Source organism: Streptomyces sp. NPDC093089, from assembly GCF_044754405.1.
GTDB lineage: Bacteria > Actinomycetota > Actinomycetes > Streptomycetales > Streptomycetaceae > Streptomyces.
Genome location: NZ_JBIVPA010000004.1, coordinates 50,706 through 75,785 on the forward strand (window position 1 = coordinate 50,706; position 25,080 = coordinate 75,785).

A 25,080-nucleotide genomic window follows, 5' to 3' on the forward strand; every position below is an offset into this window, starting at 1 on the left:
CCTACACGCACCACCAGAGGAAGCGGGTGCAGGTCGGCGTCGGCGTGCCGCTCGGCGTCGCACCCGTCGTGGAGGGCGTGGGCCCGCCGGGAGTACCCGAGCCCGTGGGCGTCGGGCCGCCCGCCGTCGACGACGGCGTCCCGGCGGGCGCGGACGGCGAGCCGGTGGCCGTAGGCTGCTGCGCCGGGACGCCCCCGTCCCCCTGCCCCGTGGCGGGCCCCGTCCCCGACCCCGTACCGGACGCCGGTCCCGTGCCCGTCCCCGCTCCCGAGGCGGAACCCGATCCCCGCCGGGCGCCCGTACCCGAGCCCGCGCTCGCCTGACGAGGGCGGGTCGACTCCGGTGCGTCGGCCACCTCGGACGGCCCCGCGCCGTCCGGCGGCCGCGTGTCGTCGAGCGGTTCCGGCGCGAGCGGCGCCGCGGTCACGTCCAGCTCCTCGACCGCCGTGGCCGCGCCGTCCGGCGGAGGATCCTCCAGGGCGAGCCGCGCCAGGCTCAACGTCCCCGCCGCGAGGACCAGGCCCACCGTGCTGACCAGGACCGTACGAGCCCCACGCGACCGGGAGCGCCTCCCCCGGCGCACGGCGGTACGCCCCCGGGCCGCGGCCCGGTCCCGCCCCGCGGCCCGGGCGGCACGACGCCCGCCCGCGGGCGGGCGCGGCGGCTCCAGGACGTCCAGTTCGTAGACGTGCTCGGGAGGGGTCTCGGACTCGGGCGAGGGCTCGGGCGAAGACTCGACCGAGGGCGCGAACGAGGGCTCGGAGCGGTCCGGCTCGGCGTACGGGCGGTCCGGCCCCGTGGAGGCGTGGCCCGGCTCGGAGTAGGTGCCGCCCGGCCCGGCATGGGCGGGATGGGGCTCGGCGTAGACGGAGTAGGCCTCGGCGTAGGCGGGGCGAGGCTCGGCGTAGACGGAGTAGGCCTCGGCGTAGGCGGGGCGAGGCTCGGCGTAGGCGGGGTCCTGGGTGTGGACCGGTGCGGGGGCCGGCGGGTGGGCCGGTACGTGGGGGTTCTGGTACCGCAGTTTCTCGACGGGAGTCCCGCACCCGGCACAGGCGAGGGCCCCGTTGAGATGCCGCCGGCACGCGTAGCAGTAGTCCATGGGGCCCGCAGGCTATGCGGCCCCGTGCGGTGACAGGGAGGCGGCGACGTGAGGATCCTGTGAGGAAACCGCAGGTCGTCGGCGGTGCGTCGCGATTCTCCCGCTTCGGGAAGGATCGCCTCCGGATTCATCGCGCCCGTACCTCCGCCTCCGTCACCGGCCGCACGCGGAGGGTGCCCGACCGGCCGGCCGGAGGGGCTCCGACCGATCCGCCCGGCTCGACCCGACAGGGGTCCGGCCGATCGCCCCGGAAGCCGCCCGCCCCCTCCGCACGACCCGACCCGGAAGCGGTCCGGCCGATCCGCCCGGTCCGAACGGAAGCCGTCCGCCCCCTCCGCACGGCCCGGCCCGGCGGGCGTCGGCGGGCCCCGGGCGGCGCAGCCCAGCGCGCGCCGGGGCGCGGACGGCCGGACGATGCGAACAGGAACGCGCAACGCGAACCACCTCGCCCGTGCCAGCACCGCACTCCGGAGGATCCGCCGTGACCGTCAGCCTTGAGCAGCTGCGTCGTTGCCATGTCGCCGTCGACCTGGGTGCCGCCCGCACCCGGGTCTTCGTCAAGGGCGCCGGACTCGTCGTCGACGAGCCGAGCGTCGCCGCCGTCAACACCCGTACCGGAGCGCTGATCGCCGTCGGCGCGCTGGCGGAGAAGATGACCGGCCGCACGCCCGACTACATCCGGGTCGTCCGCCCGGTGTCGGGCGGCACGGTCGTCGACATCGACATGGCGCAGCGGATGCTCCGCCACCTCCTCGGCGAGAAGCTGCGCAGGCAGTTGCGCCGCAAGCCCCGGTTGCGGGCGGCGGCGTGCACCCCGCACGACAGCGATCCGCTGGCGCAGCGCGCCGCCGTGGAGACCCTCGTCGGTCTCGGGGCGCGGCGGGTCGAGCTGGTCGACACCCTGATCGCGGCGGCGGTGGGCTGCGGCCTTCCGGTCGAGCAGCCGACGGCGACCATGATCATGGTGTGCGGGGCGGCGACGACCCAGGTCGCGGTGCTCTCGCTCGGCGCGATCGTGACGGCCGAGCGGATGCCGGTCGGCGGCGACGCCATCGACCACGCGGTCATCCAGCACCTGCGCCACCACCACGAGCTGATGCTGCCGAGCCAGTCGGTGCGGCCGCTGCAACTGGCCCTGAGCGGGAACGGCCTGACGGCCGAGGGTCCGGCGAGGACCGAGATCCACGGCAGGGACGTCGCCACGGGCCTGGCCCGGTCGGTCACCGTCGACACGGCCGCGGTGCGGGAGGCGATCCACACCCCGCTGACGGCGGTCCTCGACGGCATCGGGAAGGTGCTGCGGGACTGCCCGCCGGACCTGGTGGCCGACCTCGCGGACCGCGGGATCATGATGGTCGGCGGCAGCGCCCTGCTGCCGGGGCTCGACCAGATGCTGCGCGAGGCGACCGGGATGCCGGTGCACATCGCCGAACGCCCGGACGTCTGCGCGGTGCTGGGCCTCGGCGCGATGCTGGAGGGCAAGGTCCAGCCGATGGTCCTCGACCCGCTGTCGGAGCGGAACCCGCTGGACGACGAGGACTGAGCCCGGAGCACGCAAACCAGCCAAATCCCCTGATTCGTATGACAATGAGATCATGACGATCATGGACGAGGACGCCGAGGCCGCGGACACCGACGACGGCACCGGGATGCCCCGCCTGCCCCTGCTGCTCGAAGCGGTCCTCAGCGTCGGCACGGATCTCGAACTGCGCACCACCCTCCAGCACATCGTGGACTCCGCGACCGAGCTGACCGGGGCGCGCTACGGCGCGCTCGGGGTCGTCGACCCCGAGCGCCACCGGCTCACCGAACTCTTCACGTCCGGCATGACGGACGAGGAGCGGCGGCGCATCGACCGGCTCCCCGACGGCAGCACCGGGCTCCTCGGCGCGCTCGTGCGGGACCCGCGGCCGCTCCGGCCCGACGGCCTGACGGCCGATCCGCGCTCCGTCGGCGTGCCCGAGGGGCATCCGGAGATGCGCACCTTCCTCGGCGTCCCGATCCGGGTCCACACCGAGGTGTTCGGCAACCTGTACCTCACCGAGAAGCACCCGGGCGGCTTCACCGAGGAGGACCTCGCCCTGCTCCGGGTCCTCGCCTCCCAGGCGGGCATCGCCATCGGCAACGCCCGCCTGTACGAGACGGCCCGGCAGCGGGAGCGCTGGATCGAGGGGGCCGCGGCCGTGACCACGGCCCTGCTCACCGGCACGTCCGCCGAGAACGCCCTGACGACCGTGGCCGAGCGGGCCCGCCTCCTCGCCGGCGCCTCGGCCGGGGTGGTCCTCCAGCCCACCGCCGAGGGCGGGATGGAGATCGTCGCCGCCTCCGCCACCGACGACCCGGGGGACCTGGTCGGCACGACGATCGCCCCCGGCTCCCCCGTGCTCGTCCAGCTGCTCGGCGGGGAACCCGTCTTCGTCGAGGACTCCGCGACCGACCCCAGGATGACCACCGCGGTCCGCACCCGCTTCGGACCGTCGATGATGCTGCCGCTGCAGAGCGGCGGGAAGCTGATCGGCACCCTCGCCCTCCCCCGGCGGCGCGGCGACCCGCCGTACTCGGCCGTGGACCGGCTCCTCGCCTCCCAGTTCGCCTCGCAGGCGGCCCTCGCCCTGGTCCTCGCGGACGCGCGCCACGACCGGGAACGGCTCGCCGTGTACGAGGACCGGGACCGGATCGCACGGGACCTCCACGACCTGGTCGTCCAGCGCCTGTTCGCCACCGAGATGATGCTCGAGTCGACCCGCCGCCGCGCCGCCGGCTCGTCCGACGAGAACGAACTCCTCGGCCGGGCCGTCGACGAACTGGACTCGACCATCCAGGAGGTCCGCACGACCATCTTCGCCCTCCAGCAGCCCCCCGCCGACGCCCCCGCCTCCTTCCGCGGCCGCGTCCTCCGCGAGACCGGCGGCGCCGCCGCCCTCCTCGGCTTCCGGCCGTCGGTGCACTTCTCCGGCGCGGTCGACACGCTCGCCGAGGAGGAGGACGCGGGGAAGCTGCTCGCCGCCCTGCGGGGGGCGCTCGCCGCGGCCCACCGGCGGCCCGGGGTCACCGCGGTGACGGTCGAGGTGGCGGCCGGGGACGACGGCCTCCGGCTGCGGGTCGAGGACGACGGCTCGCCTCCGGCGACGGTGACCTGGCCCTGAGGGGCACCCGTACGGAGCAGTCCGGCGCGCCGGGCCCCTCTTACCGATCTTGACTGGTGGGGTGACCACCGAGACGAAGCCCCCGACCGCGGCGGCCTACCGCAATCTGGCGATGGCCACCATCGGCTTCACGCTGACCTTCTGGGCGTGGAACCTGATCGCGCCGCTCGCGAGCTGGTACGGCGACCGGCTCGAACTCAGCTCGTTCCAGCAGTCGTTCCTCGTCGCCGTCCCGGTCCTGGTCGGCTCGGTCGGCCGTGTCCCGGCGGGCGCCCTGACGGACCGGTACGGCGCGAAGCGGATGTTCCCGCTCGTCTCGGCGCTGACCATCATCCCCGTACTGCTGCTGATCGTGGTGAAGGACACCTACGGGCTGCTGCTCGTCGTCGCGTTCCTCCTGGGCCTCGGCGGCACGACCTTCGCGATCGGCATCCCGCTGGTGAACTCGTGGTTCCCGCCGGCCAAGCGGGGCCTGGCCCTCGGCGTGTTCGGCATGGGCATGGGCGGCGTGGCGCTCTCCGGCTACTTCACGCCCAGGATCGCCGAGCACGGGGAGAACCTGCCGTTCGTCGTGGTGGCGCTCGCGCTGGCCGCGTACGCGGTGCTCGCCTTCTTCCTCATCTCCGACCGGCCCGACCGGCCGGTGCCCACCGCCTCCCTCGCGACCCGGCTGGGCTCGGCGGCGCGGCTGCGGGTGACGTGGGAGCTGTCGGCGCTGTACGCGATCGGCTTCGGCGGCATCGTGGCGTTCGGCGTCTACCTGCCGACGTACCTGAAGACCTGGTACGAGCTGGACCCGACGGACGCCGGCACCAAGGCGGCCGGGTTCGCCCTGGTCACGGTGGTCTTCCGGCCGATCGGCGGCTGGCTGTCGGACCGCGTCCACCCGGCGCTGGTGACGGCCGGGGCGCTCGGCACGGCCGCCCTGTTCGCGATCGTCCAGGCCTTCGACCCACCGCTGAACCCGGGCGGCACGATCGCCCTGCTGGTCATGGCGGCCGGCCTGGGCACGGCGAGCGGCTCGGTCTTCGCCCTGGTCTCCCAGGTCACCCCGCAGGCCCAGGTGGGCAGCGTGACCGGCATCGTCGGCGCGATGGGCGGCCTCGGCGGCTTCGTGCCGCCGCTGGTGATGGGCGCGATCTACAGCGCCAAGGACTCGTACTCGATCGGCTTCATGCTCCTCTCCGACCTGGCGCTCGCGGGCTGCGTGTACGCGTACGGGCGGATGCGCGGCATCCGGCCCGGCGGCGACGAACCGGAGCCGGAGGCGGCGAAGGTCGCCGCCGCGAGACCCTGACGCCCCGGCAGAATGCCTTCCGGCGACCTTCGCCCTCGACGACCCGAGGAGCTCGACCGGTGAGTGCGTTCTTCCCGGCCCTGGCGGCCGGAGCCGATTCCGACCGGACCGCGCTGCGCTTCGGCGCGACGACCCTGACGTACGGCGGACTGGCCGGGGCGGCCCGCGCCCTGGCCGCCCGGATCGCCGGGGCCGGCCGGGTCGCCGTCTGGGCCACGCCGAGCGCGCACACCGCGGTCGCGGTGGTCGGGGCGCTGCTGGCGGGCGTCCCCGCCGTCCCCCTCAACCCGCGCACCGGCGAGCGGGAGCTGGCGCACGTCCTGGGCGACAGCGCGCCCTCCGCCGTACTGGCGGACCCCGCCGCCGAGCTGCCCGCCGGGCTGGGCGGCGTCCCCCGGATCGACGTGTCGCTCACCGGCACGGCCGCCGCCCCGCCGGCGGGGCCGGACGACCCGGAGGCCCCCGCCCTGGTCGTCTACACCTCCGGCACCACCGGCCCGCCGAAGGGCGTCCTCCTCTCGCACCGGGCGCTGGCCGCCTCCCTCGACGCGCTGGCCGGCGCCTGGTCGTGGACGGCGGACGACGTCCTGGTGCACGCGCTGCCGCTGTTCCACGTCCACGGCCTGGTCCTCGGGGTGCTGGGGCCGCTGCGCCGGGGCGGCGAGGTGCGGCACCTGGGCGCCTTCTCGGCCGAGGGCGTGGCCCGGGAGCTGGGCGCCGGGGGCGGCACGATGCTGTTCGGCGTGCCGACGATGTACCACCGGCTGGCCGACGCGCTGGAGGGCGACGCCGGTCTCGCGGCGGCGCTCGCGGGGGCGCGGCTCCTGGTCTCGGGGTCGGCGGCGCTGCCGGTGCACGACCACGAGCGGATCGCGGCGGCGACGGGCCGGACGGTCGTCGAGCGGTACGGGATGACCGAGACGCTGATGAACACCAGCGTGCTGCCGGGCGGCGCCCCGCGTCCCGGGACCGTCGGCGTGCCGCTCGCGGGGGTGGGGCTGCGGCTGGTGGACGAGGACGGTTCCGTGCTGGAGGCGTACGACGGGGAGACGGTCGGCGAGGTGCAGGTGCGCGGCCCGAACCTCTTCTCCGGCTACCTCGGCCGGCCGGAGGCGACGGCGGCGGCCTTCGACGGCGACTGGTTCCGCACCGGCGACATGGCGGTGCGGGAGGCGGACGGTGCGGTGCGGCTGGTGGGCCGCAGGGCGACCGACCTGATCAAGAGCGGCGGCTACAAGATCGGGGCGGGCGAGATCGAGAACGCGCTGCTCGACCATCCGGGGGTCCGCGAGGCGGCCGTCACGGGCGAACCGGACCCGGACCTGGGCGAGCGGATCGTGGCCTGGGTGGTGGCGGCGGACGCCTCGGCGCCTCCGGCGGAGACGGAGCTCGCGGAGCACGTGGCGGGGCTCCTCGCGCCGCACAAGCGGCCCCGGGTGGTGCGCTACCTGGAGGCGCTTCCCCGCAACGACATGGGCAAGGTCCTGAAGAAGGCGCTTCCCGCAGCGCGTTGACGGAGGAAGAGGCCGGGCCCCCGGCTCACCGGGGCCCGGCCTCGTACAGGGTCGGCGCTACTTCACGCCGAGCGCGCGGACGAGTTCCTGGGTGACCGTGCCGCCCTGGTCGTCGCTCGCGCCCGCCCGCAGCGAGACGGAGTCCGCCCCGGCCGGGATCCGCAGCTCACCGGTCCAGGAGGCGCCGCGCCACGAGGGCTTGAGGGCGACCTTCGACCAGGTCCTGCCCTCGTCGTAGGAGACGTCCAGGGTGCCGCCGGTGATCGTTCCGGTGCCGGACGCGCCCTTCACGTACTCGGCGAAGGTCCGTACGGGCAGCCTGCTTCCGGCCCGGACGTCGCCGTTGATGTCGGTGTCCAGGTCGAAGCCGAGGTTGAGCATCGGCAGGTAGGTGATCCGGTCGTCCGGGGTCTCGGCCGACCGGACGGTCCACTCGGTGTGGCCCTTGGTCGCGAGCCGCCAGCGGGCCGGGTCGAGCGCGGTGTCGGTGACGACCTTGTAGGTGGCCTCCTGCGCCGGGGCGTCCCAGGCGTAGGCGCCGGAGCTCTTCCTCCGGTCGACGCGGACGCCGTCGACGTACACCTCGGTGTACTGGCTCATCGTCGGGTCGCTCCACACGTTGCCGAAGCCGGTGTGGTCGGTGCCCGAGTCGCCCCAGCCGGGGGTGTTGAAGCGCAGGTCGTTGCCGGTGCGCTGCTGGCCCCAGCCGAGACCGGTGCCGAGCCAGGGGTGCCAGACGGGGCCGAACCAGTCGAGGTCGACGCGGCTGCCGCCCCGGTAGGACGGTGTGCCGCCGCGCTCCTCCAGGGAGTCGCCGAGGTCGACGGACTCGTGCCAGAGCTGGCCGGTGCCGGTGGAGACGTACTCGGTGCGCTCGGCCGGGAAGGCGATCCACTCCTTGAAGCCGACGCCGATCGGGAAGGCCTCGGTGATCGAGTAGCGGAACTCGCCGCCCAGCTCCGCGCGCTTGGTCGGCGCGTGGAAGGTGGAGCGGATCGTGGCCAGTTCGTCCTCGTCGGGCCGGAAGACGAGGTCCTTGCCGATGGCGCGGGGGTGGCCCTCGGAGAGGTCGTAGGTGTACGGGGTGAAGCGGGTGCCGGTCAGGTCGACGCGCTGGCCCCGGGCCGCGCCGGCGGCGAGCCGCGTCGCGTCGGCGGTGTTGACGGTGGAGACGGAGAGCGGCCGGTCCTCCCAGTCGGCGGTGCCGAACCACTTCATCAGCCGGCCCGGCTGGTCGTCGGTGACGAACAGGGCCTTGGCGCCCGCGTCCTGGGCGGTCTGGGCGAGCTGCGTCGGGTCGGCTCCGGCGGTGAGCCGGACGAGGACGGCCTTGCCGGTGGCGTCCTTGCCCGCGTACTCGGCGGGGGTGCCGGTGCCCGCGTCGACGAGGCCGAGGCGGTGACGGCCTTCGAGGAGGGTCGTTCCGCCCTGCGTGGTGGCGCCGGAGAGGCGGACGCCGTCGACGCTCGCCTCCACCATCGGCTTGCCGAGGCGCCAGACGGTCCGGTACTCGAAGGTGCCGGTGGTGACGGGCGCGGTCGGCGCGGCGAAGAGCGAGTCGTACGTCATGGGGACCTGGACGATGTCCGTGTAGGAGGTCCCGTTGGCCTTGCGGTCGTACTCCATGAGGAGCTGCCGGGTCTCGGTCCGCTTCTCGACCTCGGCGCGGATCTCGCGCAGCTGCCGTCCGTCGAGGGTGATCTCGCGGTCGCGGTCGAGGACGACCTCGGGGGCGGTGAGGAAGCCGAGGCCGAGGGAGTCCTCGCCGTGCGAGCCGCGCACGTCGAGGAAGGTGCCGACGGTGTACGTGCCGGGCTTGAGGCGCAGTTGCACGGTGCCGGAGTCGCCCACGGCCGCCGGGAAGGGGTCCTCGCCCCCGGCCAGCTTCTTCATGCCGAGGAAGGCTGCGGTGGGGGCGCCGTCGCGGTCCTTGACGTGGACCGTGAGGGTGTAGCGCTCCTCCTCCTTGACCAGGCCGAGCGCGGTGTGAGCGACGGGCGCGCCGGCGGCGGTGGCGGTGATCCGGCCGGAGGACTGCCCGACGGGGGCCTCGGTGCCGTCGCCGGTGACCGTGGTGCTCGCGGAGCCGTGGGCGGGGACGGTGAGGGCGGTGTCGGCGAGGGCGGCGACCCCGGCCGGCATGCCCTCGACGGCGAGGTCCAACTCGACCGGCGCGTCGGAGGAGTTGGTGTAGGTGACGGTCCTGGTGACCGGCTTGTTCTCCTCGTACGGCCAGGAGGCGAAGCCGAGGTCGGCGGAGCCGGTGGCGGTGACGTTCGCGGCGATCGCGGCGGCCACGTCGACCCGGCCGGCGCCGAGGGCGTACGCGGAGGCGTCGAGCGTCTTCGACGAGGACATCAGGGCGTTCTTGAGCTGGGCGCCGGTCCAGTCGGGGTGCTTCTCGGCGAGCAGCGCGGCGACGCCGGCGATGTGCGGGGTCGCCATCGACGTCCCGCTCATGGAGGTGTAGGGGCCGCTGCCGGCGACGAGCTGGGAGCGGGCGGCGAGGATGCCGACGCCCGGGGCGGAGAGGTCGGGCTTGAGGGCCTGGTCGCCGTAGCGGGGGCCCTGGCTCGTGAAGTAGGCGGCCTCGTCGGCGGAGTCGACGGCGCCGACGGTGAGCGCGGAGTCGGCGGAGCCGGGCGAGCCGATGGAGCCGGGGGCCCCGGAGTTCCCTGCGGCGATGACGAAGAGGGCGCCGGTCTCGGCGGTGAGGGTGTCGACGGCCTGGGCCATCGGGTCGGTGCCGTCGCTGGGTTCGCGGGAGCCGAGGCTCATCGAGACGATCTTCGCGTCGATGTCCTTGGCGGCCCACTCCATGCCGGCGATGATCTGCGACTCGGTGCCGGAGCCCTCGTCGCTGAGGACCTTGCCGACGGCGAGGGTGGCGCCGGGGGCGACGCCCTGCTCCTTGCCGTCGCTGGCGGCGCCGGAGCCGCCGACGGTGGAGGCGACGTGCGTGCCGTGGCCGTTGCGGTCGGCGACCTCCTCGCCCTCGATGAAGGACTTGCTCTCGGCGACCCGTCCGCCGAGGTCGGGGTGGGCGAGGTCGGCGCCGGTGTCGAGGACGGCGACCTTGACGCCCTTGCCGGTGAGCCCGGCCTCCCAGGCCTTCGGGGTGCCGATCTGGGCGTTGGAGTCGGCCATGGCGGCCTCGACCCGGCCGTCGAGCCAGACCTTCCCCGGGGCGGCGGAGCGGGAGTTCGCGCCCTTCGCCGTGAAGCCCTGCCAGAAGGCGGCGGGGTCGGTGGCGGTGACGGCCGCGCCGCCGATGCTGGGGAGGGCGCGGACGGTCTCGGCGCCGCGCGGGGCGGGGGCGGCGGCCCGGGCGCCCTTGGCTCCGTACGTGACGATCAGCGGCAGTTCGCCGGTGACGCCCTGCTCGGCGAGGCCCGTGACGTCGAAGAGGCGGGGGTCGAGCGCACCGGAGGCCAGGTAGGGGGCGGCCTCGTCGGGGACGACGGTGACGCGTCCGTCGACGACCTGGGTGCGTATCGCGCCGGTGGCGCCCTCGGCCCGGTCGACGGTGACGGTCTGCTTGCCGCCGCCGAGGTCGGTGAGGGTGACGCGGTCTCCGGTGAGGAGGGTGACGGTGGTGCTGGTGCCCGTGCCCTTGGCCCCGGTGAAGGTCGCGGGTACGGGGGTGGTGGCACCCGGCGCGGCGGCGGTCTGCCCGGCCGAGAGCATCACGAGCGAGATGCCGGCGGCGAGCAGGCCGGCCCTCCCTCTGCCGAAGGGGGTGATCCTCGACGTCATCGGCGAAACTCCTCGCGGACCCGGGGTAGGGGGTTTTCCGGGTGCCGCGAGGAGTCTTCGCCTCCGGGGCGGGAATTGACTCCCGTCGCTCCTGGCGGTTATGTGCCGTGGCGGTCAACCGCCAGGTCAGGACGGCCTCTTCGGGGCCAAACACGCACGCAGCCTCACGGAGTGGGGTCGAGTGCGTCGTACCGGCGGAAAGAGCGGCCGTAGAGGGCCAGGAGGCCGACGGCGAGGACGCAGGCGACGCCACCGCCCGTGACGGCGACGGCCGGCGACGTCAGGTCGGCGGCGGAGCCCGCGAGGAAGTCGCCGAGCCGGGGCCCGCCCGCGACGACCACGATGAAGACGCCCTGGAGCCGGCCGCGCATCTCGTCCGGCGCCGCGACCTGCATCATCGTGTTCCGGAAGATCATCGAGACGGTGTCGGCGCAGCCGGCGAGGGCGAGCAGGAGCAGCCCGAGCCAGAGGTTCCGGGTCAGCCCGAAGACGGCGACGGCGGTGCCCCAGCAGGCCACCGCGATCAGGATCGCCTGGCCGTGGTGGCGGATGCGGCTCTGCCAGCCGGAGAGGACTCCTCCGAGGAGCGCCCCGAACGCGGGTGCGGCGACGAGGAGTCCGGTGGTCTTCGCGTCCCCGCCGTACCAGAGGACGGCGATGGCGGGGAACAGGGCGCGGGGGTGGGCGAGGATCATCGCGCAGAAGTCCGAGAAGAACGTCATGCGCAGGTTGGGGCGGGTGGCGAGGAACCGCAGCCCGTCGAGGACGGAGGCCCGCTTCTTCCCGGTCCGGTCCGGCAGCATCGACGGCAGCCGCCACATCGCGTACAGGCTCGCGGAGAAGGCGAGGGCGTCGACGAGGTACGCGGTCTGGTAGCCGGCGAGTCCGACGATCAGGCCGCCGAGGCTGGGGCCGACGAGGGTGCCGAAGGTCATGACCATCGAGTTGAGCGCGTTGGCGGCGCGCAGCTGCTCGGGTGGCAGCAGCCGCGGGATCATCGACGTGCGGGCGGGCGAGTTGAGCGCGGCGCACACGGCCTGGAGGGCGACGATCCCGTAGAGGAACCACACCCGGTGGAAGCCCGCGAAGGCGGCTCCGGCGAGCGCGATCGAGAGGACCGCCGATCCGCAGGCGCTGACGAGGCCGAGCTTGCGGCGGTCGACGGTGTCGGCGACGGCCCCGCCGTACAGGCCGAACACGACGAGCGGGACGAGCGAGAAGAGGCCGACGAGCCCGACGGAGAACGGCGAGCGGGTGATGTCGTACACCTGGAGGGAGACGGCGAGCGCCGTCATGCCCTGCCCGACCCAGGAGACGGTGCTCCCGAACCAGAGGCGGCGGTAGTGGGCGGAGGTCCGCAGCGGGGTGAGGTCGGCGAAGACCCTGCGGCGGTCGTGCTGTTCCTTCTGCTGCTCTGCGGTGGTCACGCGACGTCGTACCGCAGCTCGGGACGCTCCCAGTGGACGTGTCCGGCGGGCGGTACGGCTCCGGTGCGGACGGCCCCCGTGCGCAGGTAGAACTCCTCGGCGGGCGGATGGGCCACGACCCGCACGGCGTCGAGCCCGGCGGCCCTCGCCTGTCCGGCCATGTGTTCCATCAGGAGCCGTCCGATGCCGAGCCCTTGGGCCGCGTCCGCGACGAACGCGAGGTCGAGCTCCGCCTCGTCGACGAGCAGCGCGTAGAACCCGAGGACGAGACCGGTCCCGTCGGCGGCGACGAAGACGGGGTGGTGCTCGATGTACGCGCCGCCCACCTGGTACCCCTCGACCATGGCGGCGTAGTCCCCGCGGTAGGCGCGCGAGCCCCGGACGAGCCGGGTGAGCCGCTTGGAGTCGTCGGCGGTGGCGCGCCGGATGGTGATGTCGGACATGGGGCGAGTATAGGACCGTACTCGGACGGTGATCCTTACAATTGGATGAAGCCCCACACCGTCCGCGGCACGCGCCGCGGACGGAGAGCGCCCGGCCGCGCGACACCCGCGCGAGCCCCGGGGCTCAGCCGCAGGCGTTCAGGGCGTCCGGGTCGACGGCGTCGAGCCGGACGGCCAGCGCGTCGAGGCGCTCCCGCAGCTCGCGGATCTCGGCGAGGTCCAGGCCGGTGGCGGCGGCGATCCGCCGCGGTACGCCGAGGGCCTTCCCGCGCAGGGCGGCCCCCTCGCCGGTGAGGCGCACGGTGACGGACCGCTCGTCCCGGGCGCTGCGGCGCCGCTCGACGTATCCGGCCGCTTCCAGGCGCTTGAGCAGCGGCGACAGGGTGCCGGAGTCGAGCCGCAGCCGCTCGCCGATGCCCTTGACGGGCAGCTCGCGGTGCTCCCAGAGCACGAGCATGACGAGGTACTGGGGGTAGGTGAGCCCGAGCTCCTTGAGGGCCTCGCGGTAGACGCCGTTGAAGGCGCGGGTCGCCGCGTGCAGCGAGAAGCAGATCTGGTGGTCGAGCCGGAGGAAGTCCTCGTCCGGGACGGTGTCGAGCGTCTCCATGCCTCCAGGATACGCGAGACCTCTCACACGCGATTGAGTTGTGCACAACTTAATAGTGCGCTATCAATAGAGGGCACCACTCCCCAGGACCGGGGCCACGCCCCCAGGACAGGACGGAAGAACCATGGACGCGATCTACACCGCCGTCGCCACCGCCAACGGCCGCGAGGGCCGCGCCGTCAGCTCCGACGGCCACATCGACCTCCCCCTCGCCCACCCGCAGGCCCTCGGCGGCAACGGTCAGGGCACCAACCCCGAGCAGCTCTTCGCCGCCGGGTACGCGGCCTGCTTCGCGAGCGCCATGGGCGTCGTCGCCCGCCAGGAGCGGATCGACGTCTCCGAGGCCTCCGTCACCGCCGAGGTCTCCATCGGCAAGGACCCCGCCGACGGCGGCTTCGGGCTCGCGGTCGTCATGCGCGCCGAGTTCCCCGACCACCTCCAGGGCGAGGCCGGCCTCGCGCTCCTGAAGAAGACCCACGCCTTCTGCCCGTACTCGAAGGCCACCCGCGGCAACATCGAGGTCGAGCTCGTCGTCGAGTAACCCGCCCGGCCCCGGCGTCGCCGCCTCGACATGACCAAGGAACCCGGCCCACAGGGTGGCGACGCGTCAGGCACCCGGCATACCCTGGACCGTGGGCGGCGGCGCCCGGACCACCCATGTCCGTTCAGGAGTTGGGCACATCGGAGCCGTGACGGGGGGGCTTTTGTTCCATGGGAGCCATGGCGCTCATGCACCGGGGTTCGAGCATGAGCTGGTGGACGAGTTGTGTGAGGTGACAGGCCTCGACGCTCCTAACGAGCGCGGCCTGTTCATCAGCATGCTGGCGAGCCGGTTACCCGAACTGGCCAACATCCGTCAGCACGGCCGGACGCGGTCGGACATGCTGGAGATCGTGCAGGCCTGCCTGCGGCAACCGCGCGGACTGCCCGAACTCGTCGACACCCTGACGGTCTACGCCCCCGGCTCCCCACCCGTGCAGAGGATCCGGCAGCTCGTCACCACCCCGCCCGTCCTCGCCGTCCTCCCCGAAGCGGAGTTACGCGAGGCCCGCACGCTCCTCGCCCGCGTCCCGCACCTCGACGCGCACGGCGTGCTGTACGCCGCCGCCGGCGACCTCCCCCTCCCGCAGCACCCCGTCGCCACCCTCGGCGAGGCCTTCGACCTCCTCAGCCGGGTCAACGCCCGGCCCGACGGCCTGCTCCCCCTGATGGTGCTGGTCGAGCACGTGGCCGCGGCCCTCGACGGATCCGGCCCCGACCGGCCGGTCGCCACCGGCCTGCGCGAGTGGAACGACGCCCAGGCGGTCAAGCTCGGCCTCGCGACCCAGCTCGATTCCGTCCGCACGGACACCTCCGGCGACACGACGGCACAACCAGCTCCCGCCTGTCTCGTTGTCCAGTTGGACAGACACGGGATGGACCCGGACCGCTATCTGCTCTCCCACTGGCGCCAGATACGTCCGGGTCCCTGGCGGCCACAGCGCGGAGAGGACCAGGTCGTGTCCTTGGGTGAGGTCGAGGCCGCCGTGGAACGGCTCGTCTTCCAGGCGGAGAAGGACTGGGCCGGCCGACCCGGCAAACCGGTCCTCGAGTTCATCCTCCCCGTACACCTGCTCAACCGCCCCATGGAATGGCTGCCCCTGGCGTCCGACTCCGCCTTCGCCGCCGCCCTGTGCCTGAGCTATCCGGTCGTGCTGCGCAGCCTGGAGCGCATGCGGGCACCCCACTTCCACCGGCGGTGGCACAACCGCTGGCAGCTGATGCTGGACACCGCCGAGACCGTCTGCCACTGGGACACGGCGGGCCGGCGCGGCCACGACCCCGTCCAGTGGAACAGCAGGCTCACCGCCGACGAACGGCTGGTGTCGGTCGCCCTCAACGCTCCCCCGCTGCCCGGCCCCGAGGGCAGTCTTGCCTCACTGGAGACCGCCCTGCGCGCGGGAGTGCCGATGGCCGTGTGGGACCGCCGCCCCGGCACCTCCGGCGACTTCCGCCGCAGGGCCAAGAAGCTGATGAAGGGCAAGGCGATCGAGTTGCCGCAGCGCGTGCAGCGCCTGCGGAACGAGGCGGCCACCGCCGCGGCCGCCCAACGGGACGTCCACGTGGGACGCCATCTGGCCGTCCTCTTCGACGACCCCAACCGCATCGTCGACTGGTCCGGATCACCCGGGACCGACACCGCACGGGTACGCGGCGGACACGACGACGAGGGGGAAACATGAGCGGTGTCCAACATCCGGTCGAGGGCAGCCGGAACGGAGGGCACGTCAGCAGCCGCAGCTGGTGGATCTACCGGGGCACCGGCCGGCCGCTGACCGACATCCGACTCGGCAACGTCCTGCCGCCGCCGCCCGGCTGGCGGGACTTCGACGGCGGCCCTGTGCTCCCGCCCGTCCCGGCCGAGAGCGCCGAGACCGACCGCAGGCTCGGCGCCGTGGGCCGCGCCACGCCCCGGCAGGACCCGCACGACATCGACATGATCAACACGGCCCTGCTGCTCCGCAGGCCCCTCCTCGTCACGGGCCGGCCGGGGATCGGGAAGTCCACCCTGGCCTACCTCGTCGCCCGCGAACTGGGCCTCGGCCGCGTCCTGCACTGGGGCATCACCTCCCGCAGCACCCTGCGCTCCGGCCTGTACGAGTACGACGCCATCGGCCGCGCCCAGGCGTCCCTCGGCCGCGGCCGCGCCGCCCTCCCCGCGGCGGAGGGGGACCCCGACGACGCCGGAGCCGACGCGAAGATCGGGGACTTCGTACGGCTCGGCCCCCTGGGCACCGCCCTGCTCCCCTACGAACTGCCCCGCGCCCTCCTCATCGACGAGCTCGACAAGAGCGACATCGACCTGCCCAGCGACCTGCTGCACGTCCTGGAGAACGGCGCGTACGACATCCCCGAACTGGTCCGCGCCCGCCACCGGGAGGGCCGGGCGGAGGTCTTCACCGACGACCCGGACCAGCGGGTCGCGGTGACGGACGGACGCGTCCGCTGCCGGGCCTTCCCGTTCGTCGTCATCACCAGCAACGGAGAGCGGCAGTTCCCGCCCGCCTTCCTCCGCCGCTGCGTCCGGCTGGACGTCTCCCCGCCCCGCGAGGACCAGCTCGCCGCCATGATCGCCGCCCACTTCCGGGACCAGGGCGGACGGCACGACGCCATGATCCGGAAGTTCATGGAGCGCAGCAAGCAGAACGGCGGGCTGGCCACCGACCAGCTCCTCAACGCGATCTACCTGCGGACGGCAGGGGTCCGGGAGGACGAGGAGGCATGGAGCGAACTGCTGGACGCGCTCTGGCGTGAACTCTCGGGATCGCCCTGATGGACGACGACGCCCCCTCGTATCCCGAGGCCTTCGAAGTGGCGGAGGCGCTGTGGCTGCACGCGTACCAGACGCTCGCGGCCCCGCTGCCCCCGTCCACCGAACCACCGCGGCCCCGGCCGGACACACCGCCGGGCCTGTCCGTGCTGCCCGACTTCCTCACCGGGCTCCCGGCGGCCGGGACCGTGGCGGACACCGCACCCGACGGAACACCGGTCTCCGGCAGCGCCCCCTCCACGCCACCGCCCCGCGACGACACCCGGCGCCCGCCCCCGCGGGACCTCGACCACCGGGTGCCGCTCCTGACGCTGCCCCCGGGGTCCGGGCTCGGGTCCGCGCCGGATCCCCTCGACGGGAACGTCGCGGCCGAACCGCTGCCGGACCTGCACGACGCGCCGGGCATCGCCCGGCGGCTGCGGCCGCTGAAGCAGCTGTGGCCCTCGGCGTACGACATCGAGCTGGACGAGGAGGCCACCGCCGAGCACGCCGCGGAGGACGGCCTGTGGATGCCCTACACCCGGCCCGCGGGCGAACGCCGCTTCGACCTCGTGCTCGTGGTGGACGACCACGCGACCATGGCGATCTGGGAGCAGACGATCGCCGAGTTCACCAGTCTGGTCGAGCAGTTGGGGGCGTTCCGGGACGTACGGGTCCGCCGGCTCGGCGTGCGCGACACCCCGGACGGCGAGGAGGCCGTGCTGCGCGGCCCCGCCGCCGGCCACGGCGCCGCCGCGGTCCCCGCCGAGCTGGTGGACCGGACCGGCCGCCGGATCGTCCTCGTCCTCACCGACGCCCTGGGCCCGGCCTGGAAGAACGGGGTCGCCCTGAAGGCCCTGGAGCTGTGGTCGACCGCCGGGCCGACCGCGGTGGTGCACCTGCTGAACCAGCGGGACTGGCACCGCACCGCCCTCACGCCCTGGCGGGTGCGGCTGCGCGGCCCCCGCGCGGGCGGGGCCAACACCACGCTGTCCGTGGCCTTCCCGCCGGAGGCGCGGGACCCGTTCGACCCGCCGCCCGACACCTGGACGGTGGCCGTGCCGGTCCTGCAGCTGGAGGCCGACTGGCTGGGCCGGTGGGCCGCGCTCGTGGCCGGCGAGGCGTCCGGCTGGGTCGACGCCTCCGTGCTGTTGCTCGGCGCGCCCGACCGGTCCGGGGCGGACGGCGCCGAGCCGCCGGAGGTCGTCCCCGCGCCGTCGGTGCAGGAGCGCATCCGCCGCTTCCGCAGCCACGCCACGCCCACCGCCTTCCGCCTGGCCACCCACCTGGCCGCCGCGATCCTCGAACCGCGCCTGGTGCGGGACGTGCGGCGCGCGCTCGTGCCCGAGGCCCAACCGGTCCACGTGGCGGAGCTGTTCCTGAGCGGCCTGGTCGAGGAGTGCCCGCCCGACGAACCGCCGGGCCCCGTCCCCGAGGCCCCGCTGGACTTCGTCGACGGCGCGCGCGAGGCGCTGCTGTCCAGCGCGATGCGGGCGGACACCGCGCGCGTCGTGCGCTCGGTGTCCGACTTCTACGGCGACCGGTTCGAGGCGGCCCGCGGGCTGCACGGGGCCCTGCTCGCCCCGGAGCAGGTGCCCGACCCGCCGCTGACGGCGGAGAGCCTGCCGTTCGTCCGCGTCGAGTTGGCCGTCCTCCGCGCTCTCTCCGGGCCCTACCTGCTCCGGGCCCACCGGATCAGCGCCGCCCTGGAAGGGAGTTCGACGGGACCGTCGGGCACGTCGGCGGGAGCGCCGGACGTGCCGGCGGGAGCGTCGGGCATCTCGACGGGAGCGTCGGACATACAGAACACACCTGGACTGGTCCACGATATCCGCAGTACTCATGAAAATTCCGACACGGGCGGCTCCATGACCGACACCAATACCAGTCAGCACCAGCGCGAGGACGGAGGGGTCGTGAACGGCACCGCGGTCCCGTCGATCCCGGCGCCGAGTCCCGACGGACTGCCGGGCACGGCGACCCCGGCGACGGGCACACCGATCCCGGGGCCCGTCGCGCCGCACCCGGTGGACCGGCCCCGCTCCGCCGTCCCCGCCATCTGGGGCAACATCCCGCCGAACAACCCCAACTTCGTCGGCCGCGAGGACGTCCTCGCGCAGGTGCGCGAGCAGTTGCTGACCGGTGACACCTCGGCGGTGCTGCCGCACACGCTGCACGGCATGGGCGGTGTCGGAAAGTCCCAGATCGCCATCGAGTACGTCTACCGGTACGCCGCCGACTACGACGTCGTCTGGTGGATCCCCTCCGAGCAGCCGACGATGATCCTCACCGCGCTCACCGAACTCGCCCAGCGGATGGGCCTGAACGTGAGCAACGAGGCCAACCGGGCCGTCCCCGCCGTCCGCGAGGCGCTGCGCAGGGGCGACCCGTACACCCGGTGGCTCCTGGTGTTCGACAACGCCGAGAACGTGGAGGCCGTCCGCCCCTACTTCCCGACCGGCGGCACGGGGAAGATCCTCATCACCTCACGGAACCAGGAGTGGGACCGGGTGGCCAGGACGCTGTCCGTCGACGTCTTCACCCGGGAGGAGAGCAAGGCCCTGCTCAGGCGGCGCGCCCGCGACCTGAGCGACACGGACGCCGACAAGCTCGCCGAGGCCCTGGGCGACCTGCCGCTCGCCATCGAGCAGGCGGCGGCCTGGCAGGCCGTCACCGGCATGGCCGTGCCCGAGTACCTGCGGCTGATCAACGAGAAGATCGCCGAGCTGATGCTCGAACTCGTCCCCTCGCCGGACTACCCCATGTCGGTGGCCGCCGCCTGGGACGTCTCGCTGCGCCAACTGGAGCAGCGCAATCCCGCGGCGCTCCAACTCCTGCAGGTCTGCTCGTTCTTCGCGCCCGAGCCGATCTCCCGCTCGCTGTTCAACAACTCGCGCAGCACCACGATCGCCCCCGAGCTCGACGACGCCCTGCGGCATCCGATCAAGCTCGGCCGGGCCATCCGCGAGATCAACGTCTACGCCCTGGCCCGCATCGAGCACCGGCACGACACCATCCAGCTGCACCGCCTGGTCCAGGCCGTGCTGGTCAACCGCATGTCCCCGCAGCAGCAGGCGGACATGCGGCACGGCGCGCACCTGCTCCTCGCCGACGCCAACCCCAACAGCCCCGGCTCCCGCGAGCTGTGGCCCCGCTACCAGGCGCTGCTGCCGCACGTGGTGGTGTCCCGGGCCGTGGAGTGCGAGTCCCCGTGGGTGCGCGGCCTGGTCCGCGGCATGGTGGAGTTCCTCTACGTGTGGGGCGACCACAAGAACTCGGCGGCGATGGCCCGCGAGGCCCTGGAGATCTGGACCGAGAAGTTCGGCGCCGAGGACCAGCAGACGCTGGAGATGGCGAAGTGGCTGGCCTTCCTCCTGCGCGTGCTCGGCGAGTACCGCGAGGCCGCCGCGATGATGGAGCGCACCGCCGACATCTACATCCGGACCGCCGGCGAGGAGGACGAGGGCACCCTCGACGCCCTCATCCAGCTGTGCAGCGGGCTGCGGCTGCGGGCCGAGATGGCCCGGGGCCTGGAGATCAACCGCTCGGTGTACGAGCGCTCCCTGCGGACCTTCGGCGAGGACGACCCCGCCACCCTCCGCGCGGCCCACAGCCTCGGCGTCGGCCTGCGCCTGATGGGCCTGTACCGGGAGGCGCGCGCACTCGACACGGAGACGGCCCGGCTGCGCGCCCTCAACCTGGGCGAGGACCACCTCGACACCCTGAACACCCGCACCGGCCTGGCCATCGACATCCGCGAGGACGGCGACTACCTGGAGGCCGCCGCCCACCTGGAGGCGGTCTACGAGCGCTACCTCGACGTCTTCGGCGAGGACACCCCCGTCAGCCTCGGCTGCGCCCGCGTCCTCGCGGTGTGCCGCCGCCGCGCGGGCAACCACGAGGGGGCTCTGGAGCTCGGCGAGACGGCGTGGACGAAGTTCCACAACCGCTACGGCCCCGACCACCCGGACGTCGTCGCCTGCGCCGCCAACCTGGTCGTCGAGTTCCGGCAGGACGGGCAGCTGAGGCGTTCCAGGGAGCTCGGCGAGGCGACCGTCGAGCGCTACACGGCGAAGCTCGGGGCAGCCCACCCGTACACCCTGTCGGCCCGCACCAACCTGGCGATCACCCTGCGCCACCTGGGCGACCTGGAGACCGCCGGGGAGCATCTGTCGGTGGCGCTGCCGGGTCTGGTCGACTCGCTGGGCGAGGAGCACATCCTCACCCTGACCACGGCCATCGGATCGGCCAGCCACCACGCCGACGAGGGGCGCCACGCGGAGGCCCTGGAGCTGGACCGGCGGACCCTGGAGATCCTCACCCGGGTCATCGGCGAAGACCACCCGACCACGCTGGCCTGCGCCACCAACGTCGTCCTCGACCTGCGCGCGCTGGACCGCGACACCGAGGCCACGGCGCTGCACACCGAGACCCTGGCGCGCTTCCGCCGCAAGCTCGGCGAGGACCACCCGGCGACCGTGTCCTCCGCCAGCGGCCGACGCGCGGACGTCGACATCGCCCCCGTGCCCTTCTAGGAGGGCCTGCCCGCCTCCGGGACGGGGACGCACGAGAGAGCCGGCCGGGTCCTGGGACCCGGCCGGCTCTCTCATGTCCCTCGTACAGCGCCCTAGGACCGGGGGGCCGGGCCCGCTTCGGCGGTGGGTACCCGGTCGGGGTCGGGTCCGGGGCGGGGTTCGAGGGGTTCGCCGGTGCCGATGACGAGGTCGACGGGGACGGCGGGCGGGCCGTCGCCGGGGCGGCGCAGGAGTCCGATCAGCGGGCCGGTGGCGGCCGTGGTCAGGAGGGCCATCACGACGAGGAGCGCGTAGAGCCGGGGGCCGATCACCCCGGTCTGCAGGCCGACGTTGAGGACGATGAGCTCGGTGAGCCCGCGGGTGTTGAGCAGGACGCCGATCAGGAGCGACTCGCGCCAGGGGAGGCGGGCGCCGCGGGCCGAGAGCGAGCCGGCGGCGACCTTGCTCACCATCGCCGCCGCGCATATCACCACGAGGAGCACCAGGTCGGACGAGCGCAGCCCGTCGAGCTTGACCGCCATCCCGGAGACGGCGAAGAACACCGGGAGCAGCAGGCCGCCGATGTCCTGGAGCGGGCGAAGGAGCCGGCCGTCCGGGGCGCCGTTCGGGAGGCGGGGCATGATGACCCCGGCGAGCAGCGCGCCGAAGATGACGTGGAGTCCGAGCGCGTTGGTGGCCCAGGCCGAGGCCATGGCCAGGGTGATGACGACGGGGAGCCGGGCGGAGGCGTGGACGCCCGGTCGGCGCATCCACCGCTCCAGCGCGGGCCGTACGGCGAAGAGCATCACCAGGACGTACAGGACGAGCAGGACGGCCTTGACGGCCCAGTCGCGCACCGAGCCGTGTTCGCCGCCCACCAGGACGACGGCCAGGATGGGCCAGCTCAGGGCGTCGATGACCCCCGCGGAGGCCATGGCGACGGTGCCCGGCCTGGTTCCGGCGAGGCCCTGGTCCTTGATGATGCTGGCCAGCACGGGGACGGCCGTGATGGACAGGGCGATCGCCATGTAGAGGACGAAGGTGGTGTCGGTCGGGCGTCCGTCGTTGACCGATCCGAAGGCGTCGGGGAGGACGAGGACGATCCCGGCGCCCACCGCCATGGGGAGGACGAAACCGCTGAGGGAGACGGCGGTCACGGAGCGCTGGCCGCGCAGCATCCCGAGGTCGAGTTCGTATCCGACGACGAAGAGGAAGAGCACCAGCGCCACTTGGGCCAGTGAGGTCAGGATGGGTTGGATCTGTGTCGGGAAGAGCGTCTCGTAGGCCTGTCCGGGGACCAGGCCGAGGAGGCTCGGACCGAGCGCGATGCCCGCGAAGAGCTGTCCGACGACCGGTGGTTGGCCGAGTCTCCGGGCCAGCGCTCCCAGCGCGTACGAGGCGGCGATGACCACGGCGAGTGCCCCGACGACATGCGTGACGACGGACTCAGAGCTCACCGGTGTTCCCCTTCCGGAAAGTGCCGCCCAGTGAGGCACAGCCCCTACGGAGTGTATCTGTTTCAACGACAAGTGGCCTATCTTGAAAGCCATTTGGCGTAGCGTCACGGACGGGGGCCAGTAGTGACGACGGTGTTGTTCGTACACGGCACGGGGGTGCGCGAGCCGGGGTACACCGCCTCCCTGGAGCGGGTGCGGGAGGGATTGCGGCCGTTGCGGCCCGAGGTCGCCGTGGCTCCCTGCTACTGGGGCGGGGACGCCGGAGCGGCGCTCCGTTCGAACGGCCTCTCCGTGCCGGGGTACGGCACGGGGCGCGGGGCGGCGGAAACGGGCGCACCCGGCGCGGAGACGGGGGCGCTCGACGAGGACGTCGCGCTCTGGGGGCTCCTCTACGTGGATCCGCTCCTCGAACTGCGGCTGATCGCCTCGGAGTCCACCGGGCGCGCGGAACTGGCTCCGGGCGCCCTCCCGCCGGGCGAGGCGCTCCGGTCGGCGGCCCTGTCCCTGGCCGGGGACGGCGAGCTGCGGCGGCTCCTGGACGCCGCGGGGATCGGGGAGGAGTTCGCCGCCGCCACGGCCGCGGTCCTCACCTCGCCCGACGGCCGCCTGTTCCTGCGCGCCCCCGACGCGGGCGCGGCGACGACGGAGCTGGCGAGGGCGTTCGTCGCCGAGGCGGTACGCCGCCGGGTGGACCGGGACGGTTCGGCGCCGGCCTTCGACGGCACCGCGCGGGACGAGGCGGTCGCCCGGATCACGGCGCTGCTCCCCGGGGATCCGGGCGGCGAGGAGGGGCCGGGGACGCACCGCGGGCCGGTGGCGCGCAAGGTCGGGCGGCTGGCCGGGCGGCTGGCGCTCGGCATGGCGTCGGCGCAGGTGGTGAAGCGGCGTTCGGCGCTCACCGACGCGGCCCATCCGGCGGCCGGGGACGTGCTGCTCTACCTGTCGCGGGGCGAGGCGGTCCGCGAGGCCGTCCTGGCGGCGGTGCGGGCCGCCGAACCGCCGGTCGTGCTGCTCGCGCACAGCCTCGGCGGCATCGCCTCGCTGGACCTGCTGGTGCTGCGAGAACTGCCGGAGGTCGAGCTGCTGGTCACGGTCGGCTCGCAGGCGCCGTTCCTGTACGAACTGGGGGCGCTGCCCAGCCTGGAGCACGGCACTCCGCTGCCCGCGCACGTGCCGCGCTGGCTGAACGTGTACGACCGGCGGGACCTGCTCGGCTACGTCGGCGCCGGGGTCTTCCCCGGGCGGGTCGACGACGTCGCCCTGGACAGCCGGCAGCCGTTCCCGCTGTCCCACAGCGCCTACTGGAGCAATCCGGAGCTGTACCGCCTCCTCGCGGGGGAGCTGCCGTGACCCCCGCCCGCCCCGAGCGCACGTACGCGGTCGTCGTCGGCGCCGAGCGGTACGACGCCGGCCCGTCCTGGGACCTGCCGGGGCCCGCCGCGGACGCCCGCCGCTTCACCGCCTGGCTGCGCGGGTGCGGGGTGCCCTCCTCGCACATCTCCCTGCTGCTCGCCCCGCTGCCCGGCGCGGGCGGACCCCGGGTCGACGTCGCCGAGGGGTCCGCCGGGCGGGAGGCCGTGCAGGAGGTGCTGACGCGGCGGCTGCCGGCCCTCGAAGGCGACCTCCTCTGGGTGTTCTGGGGCGGCCACGGGGTCACCGACCCGCAGGGGCACCGCCGGCTCTTCTACGCGGACGCGTCGAGGGACGAGCGCCGGAACCTGGACCTGGACGCCTGGCTGACCGCTTTCACGACCGATCTCCTGCCCGGGTTCCCGCGCCAGATCTGGCTGGTGGACTCCTGCCAGACGTTCGTCGAGGACCTCGGCTTCGCCCGCACCCTGCCCGCCGAGGTCCCCTCGGGCGGCGACCGCCTGCCCGGACGCGAGCAGTTCGCCCTGCTGGCCTCCGGACCGGGCCAGCTGGCCGCCAACGACCCCGTGGGGCAGACCGGGGCGTTCTCCCGGGCCGTGCTCGACGCGCTGGCCGCGTCGGACGGCGGCGCGTGGCCGCCCGACATGAGCGGGATCGCGGACACCGTGATCGGCGGGTTCACCTCGCGGGAGCAGCGGCCCACCTCGCTCTGGTACCGGTCCTGGGCGGGCGACGAGCGCCGGCTCGTGTTCCCCTCCGCCCGCCGCGGCGAGGTGCCGGTGCCGGACTCGGCGCTCAACGAGCTCATCGGTCTGCTCGCGGGCTGGCCCGGCATGGCGGACCGGGACCAGCGCCAGCTCGTGCTCGGCCTGCTGCCCACCGACCTGGCCGGCTCCATCCCCCGGATGGGGGCGACCCGACCCGACATCATCAGCATCGTGCGCACCTGCCGTCGCTATCCCGGAGGCCTCGCGGCCCTCGTCGAGGCGGTCGGTCTGCTCGAACCGGGCTCCCTGGAGCAGCGCGACCTGAAGAACTGGGCCGATCGCTGGCTGAGCGCGTGAACGGACGGGAGCAACCGCCTGATCACGCCCTTCCCGAACCCTTCTGCCTGCGTCATCATGAAGGCCAACGGGGTTCAGGGCAGTGCTAGGGGGATG

The 25,080-nt window shown here is 73.9% G+C and carries 16 protein-coding genes; 11 read left to right on the forward strand and 5 right to left on the reverse strand.

Features of this window, described 5'->3' with window-relative positions:
• The first annotated feature begins 26 nt into the window (after positions 1-26).
• The 5 genes from ACIQFX_RS10345 to ACIQFX_RS10365 all read left to right on the forward strand — a co-directional run bounded on the left by ACIQFX_RS10345 (position 27) and on the right by ACIQFX_RS10365 (position 7,056).
• On the forward strand, positions 27-323 hold the full coding sequence (locus tag ACIQFX_RS10345) for a hypothetical protein (protein ID WP_402460804.1): 297 nt from the start codon (positions 27-29) through the stop codon (positions 321-323).
• 1,257 nt (positions 324-1,580) lie between these two features.
• Entirely contained in the window at positions 1,581-2,642 is a 1,062-nt protein-coding gene (locus ACIQFX_RS10350; protein WP_402460806.1) for a rod shape-determining protein, read from the forward strand.
• Between the two features lie 52 nt (positions 2,643-2,694).
• A complete protein-coding gene (locus ACIQFX_RS10355) occupies positions 2,695-4,245 on the forward strand; it encodes a GAF domain-containing protein (RefSeq protein WP_402460808.1) in 1,551 nt (516 codons plus the stop codon).
• Between the two features lie 112 nt (positions 4,246-4,357).
• Positions 4,358-5,542 carry a nitrate/nitrite transporter gene (locus tag ACIQFX_RS10360; protein WP_402461554.1) on the forward strand — a complete coding sequence of 395 codons (1,185 nt, stop codon included), beginning with the start codon at positions 4,358-4,360 and terminating at the stop codon, positions 5,540-5,542.
• 59 nt (positions 5,543-5,601) lie between these two features.
• Entirely contained in the window at positions 5,602-7,056 is a 1,455-nt protein-coding gene (locus tag ACIQFX_RS10365; protein ID WP_402460810.1) for an acyl-CoA synthetase, read from the forward strand.
• Positions 7,057-7,113: 57 nt separating this feature from the next.
• Here the strand turns inward: ACIQFX_RS10365 and ACIQFX_RS10370 are convergent, their stop codons facing one another.
• From ACIQFX_RS10370 to ACIQFX_RS10385, 4 genes are all read right to left on the reverse strand, one after another.
• On the reverse strand, positions 7,114-10,812 hold the full coding sequence (locus ACIQFX_RS10370; protein ID WP_402460812.1) for a S8 family serine peptidase: 3,699 nt from the start codon (positions 10,810-10,812) through the stop codon (positions 7,114-7,116).
• Positions 10,813-10,976: 164 nt separating this feature from the next.
• Positions 10,977-12,239, reverse strand: a complete 1,263-nt coding sequence (locus ACIQFX_RS10375; RefSeq protein ID WP_402460814.1) for an MFS transporter — start codon at positions 12,237-12,239, stop codon at positions 10,977-10,979.
• A complete protein-coding gene (locus ACIQFX_RS10380; RefSeq protein WP_402460815.1) occupies positions 12,236-12,682 on the reverse strand; it encodes a GNAT family N-acetyltransferase in 447 nt (148 codons plus the stop codon). The genes ACIQFX_RS10375 and ACIQFX_RS10380 overlap by 4 nt, the downstream gene beginning before the upstream one ends.
• A 124-nt stretch (positions 12,683-12,806) precedes the next feature.
• The gene (locus tag ACIQFX_RS10385; protein WP_402460817.1) at positions 12,807-13,289 is read right to left on the reverse strand and encodes a MarR family winged helix-turn-helix transcriptional regulator; all 483 of its coding nucleotides are present in this window, start codon (positions 13,287-13,289) and stop codon (positions 12,807-12,809) included.
• A gap of 124 nt (positions 13,290-13,413) precedes the next feature.
• On the opposite strand from ACIQFX_RS10385, the gene ACIQFX_RS10390 reads away from it, so the two are divergent.
• The 4 genes from ACIQFX_RS10390 (at position 13,414) to fxsT (ending at position 21,113) form a co-directional block, all read left to right on the forward strand.
• The gene (locus ACIQFX_RS10390) at positions 13,414-13,830 is read left to right on the forward strand and encodes an organic hydroperoxide resistance protein (protein ID WP_402460818.1); all 417 of its coding nucleotides are present in this window, start codon (positions 13,414-13,416) and stop codon (positions 13,828-13,830) included.
• Between the two features lie 214 nt (positions 13,831-14,044).
• Positions 14,045-15,511: a hypothetical protein gene (locus tag ACIQFX_RS10395; protein WP_402460820.1), complete on the forward strand. Its 1,467-nt coding sequence runs from the start codon at positions 14,045-14,047 to the stop codon at positions 15,509-15,511.
• The gene (locus ACIQFX_RS10400; RefSeq protein WP_402460822.1) at positions 15,508-16,602 is read left to right on the forward strand and encodes an AAA family ATPase; all 1,095 of its coding nucleotides are present in this window, start codon (positions 15,508-15,510) and stop codon (positions 16,600-16,602) included. Before ACIQFX_RS10395 ends, ACIQFX_RS10400 begins: the two co-directional genes overlap by 4 nt.
• On the forward strand, positions 16,602-21,113 hold the full coding sequence (fxsT, locus tag ACIQFX_RS10405) for an FxSxx-COOH system tetratricopeptide repeat protein (RefSeq protein WP_402460824.1): 4,512 nt from the start codon (positions 16,602-16,604) through the stop codon (positions 21,111-21,113). Before ACIQFX_RS10400 ends, fxsT begins: the two co-directional genes overlap by 1 nt.
• Before the next feature lie 92 nt (positions 21,114-21,205).
• Here fxsT and ACIQFX_RS10410 read toward each other — a convergent pair whose 3' ends face one another.
• Positions 21,206-22,549 carry a cation:proton antiporter gene (locus ACIQFX_RS10410; protein WP_402460826.1) on the reverse strand — a complete coding sequence of 448 codons (1,344 nt, stop codon included), beginning with the start codon at positions 22,547-22,549 and terminating at the stop codon, positions 21,206-21,208.
• A 132-nt stretch (positions 22,550-22,681) separates the two neighbouring features.
• Here ACIQFX_RS10410 and ACIQFX_RS10415 point away from each other — a divergent pair, with 132 nt between their 5' ends.
• Positions 22,682-23,899, forward strand: coding sequence for a hypothetical protein (locus ACIQFX_RS10415; RefSeq protein ID WP_402460828.1), 1,218 nt, complete (start codon positions 22,682-22,684; stop codon positions 23,897-23,899).
• Entirely contained in the window at positions 23,896-24,984 is a 1,089-nt protein-coding gene (locus ACIQFX_RS10420; protein ID WP_402460830.1) for a caspase family protein, read from the forward strand. The genes ACIQFX_RS10415 and ACIQFX_RS10420 overlap by 4 nt, the downstream gene beginning before the upstream one ends.
• Positions 24,985-25,080 lie beyond the last annotated feature (96 nt).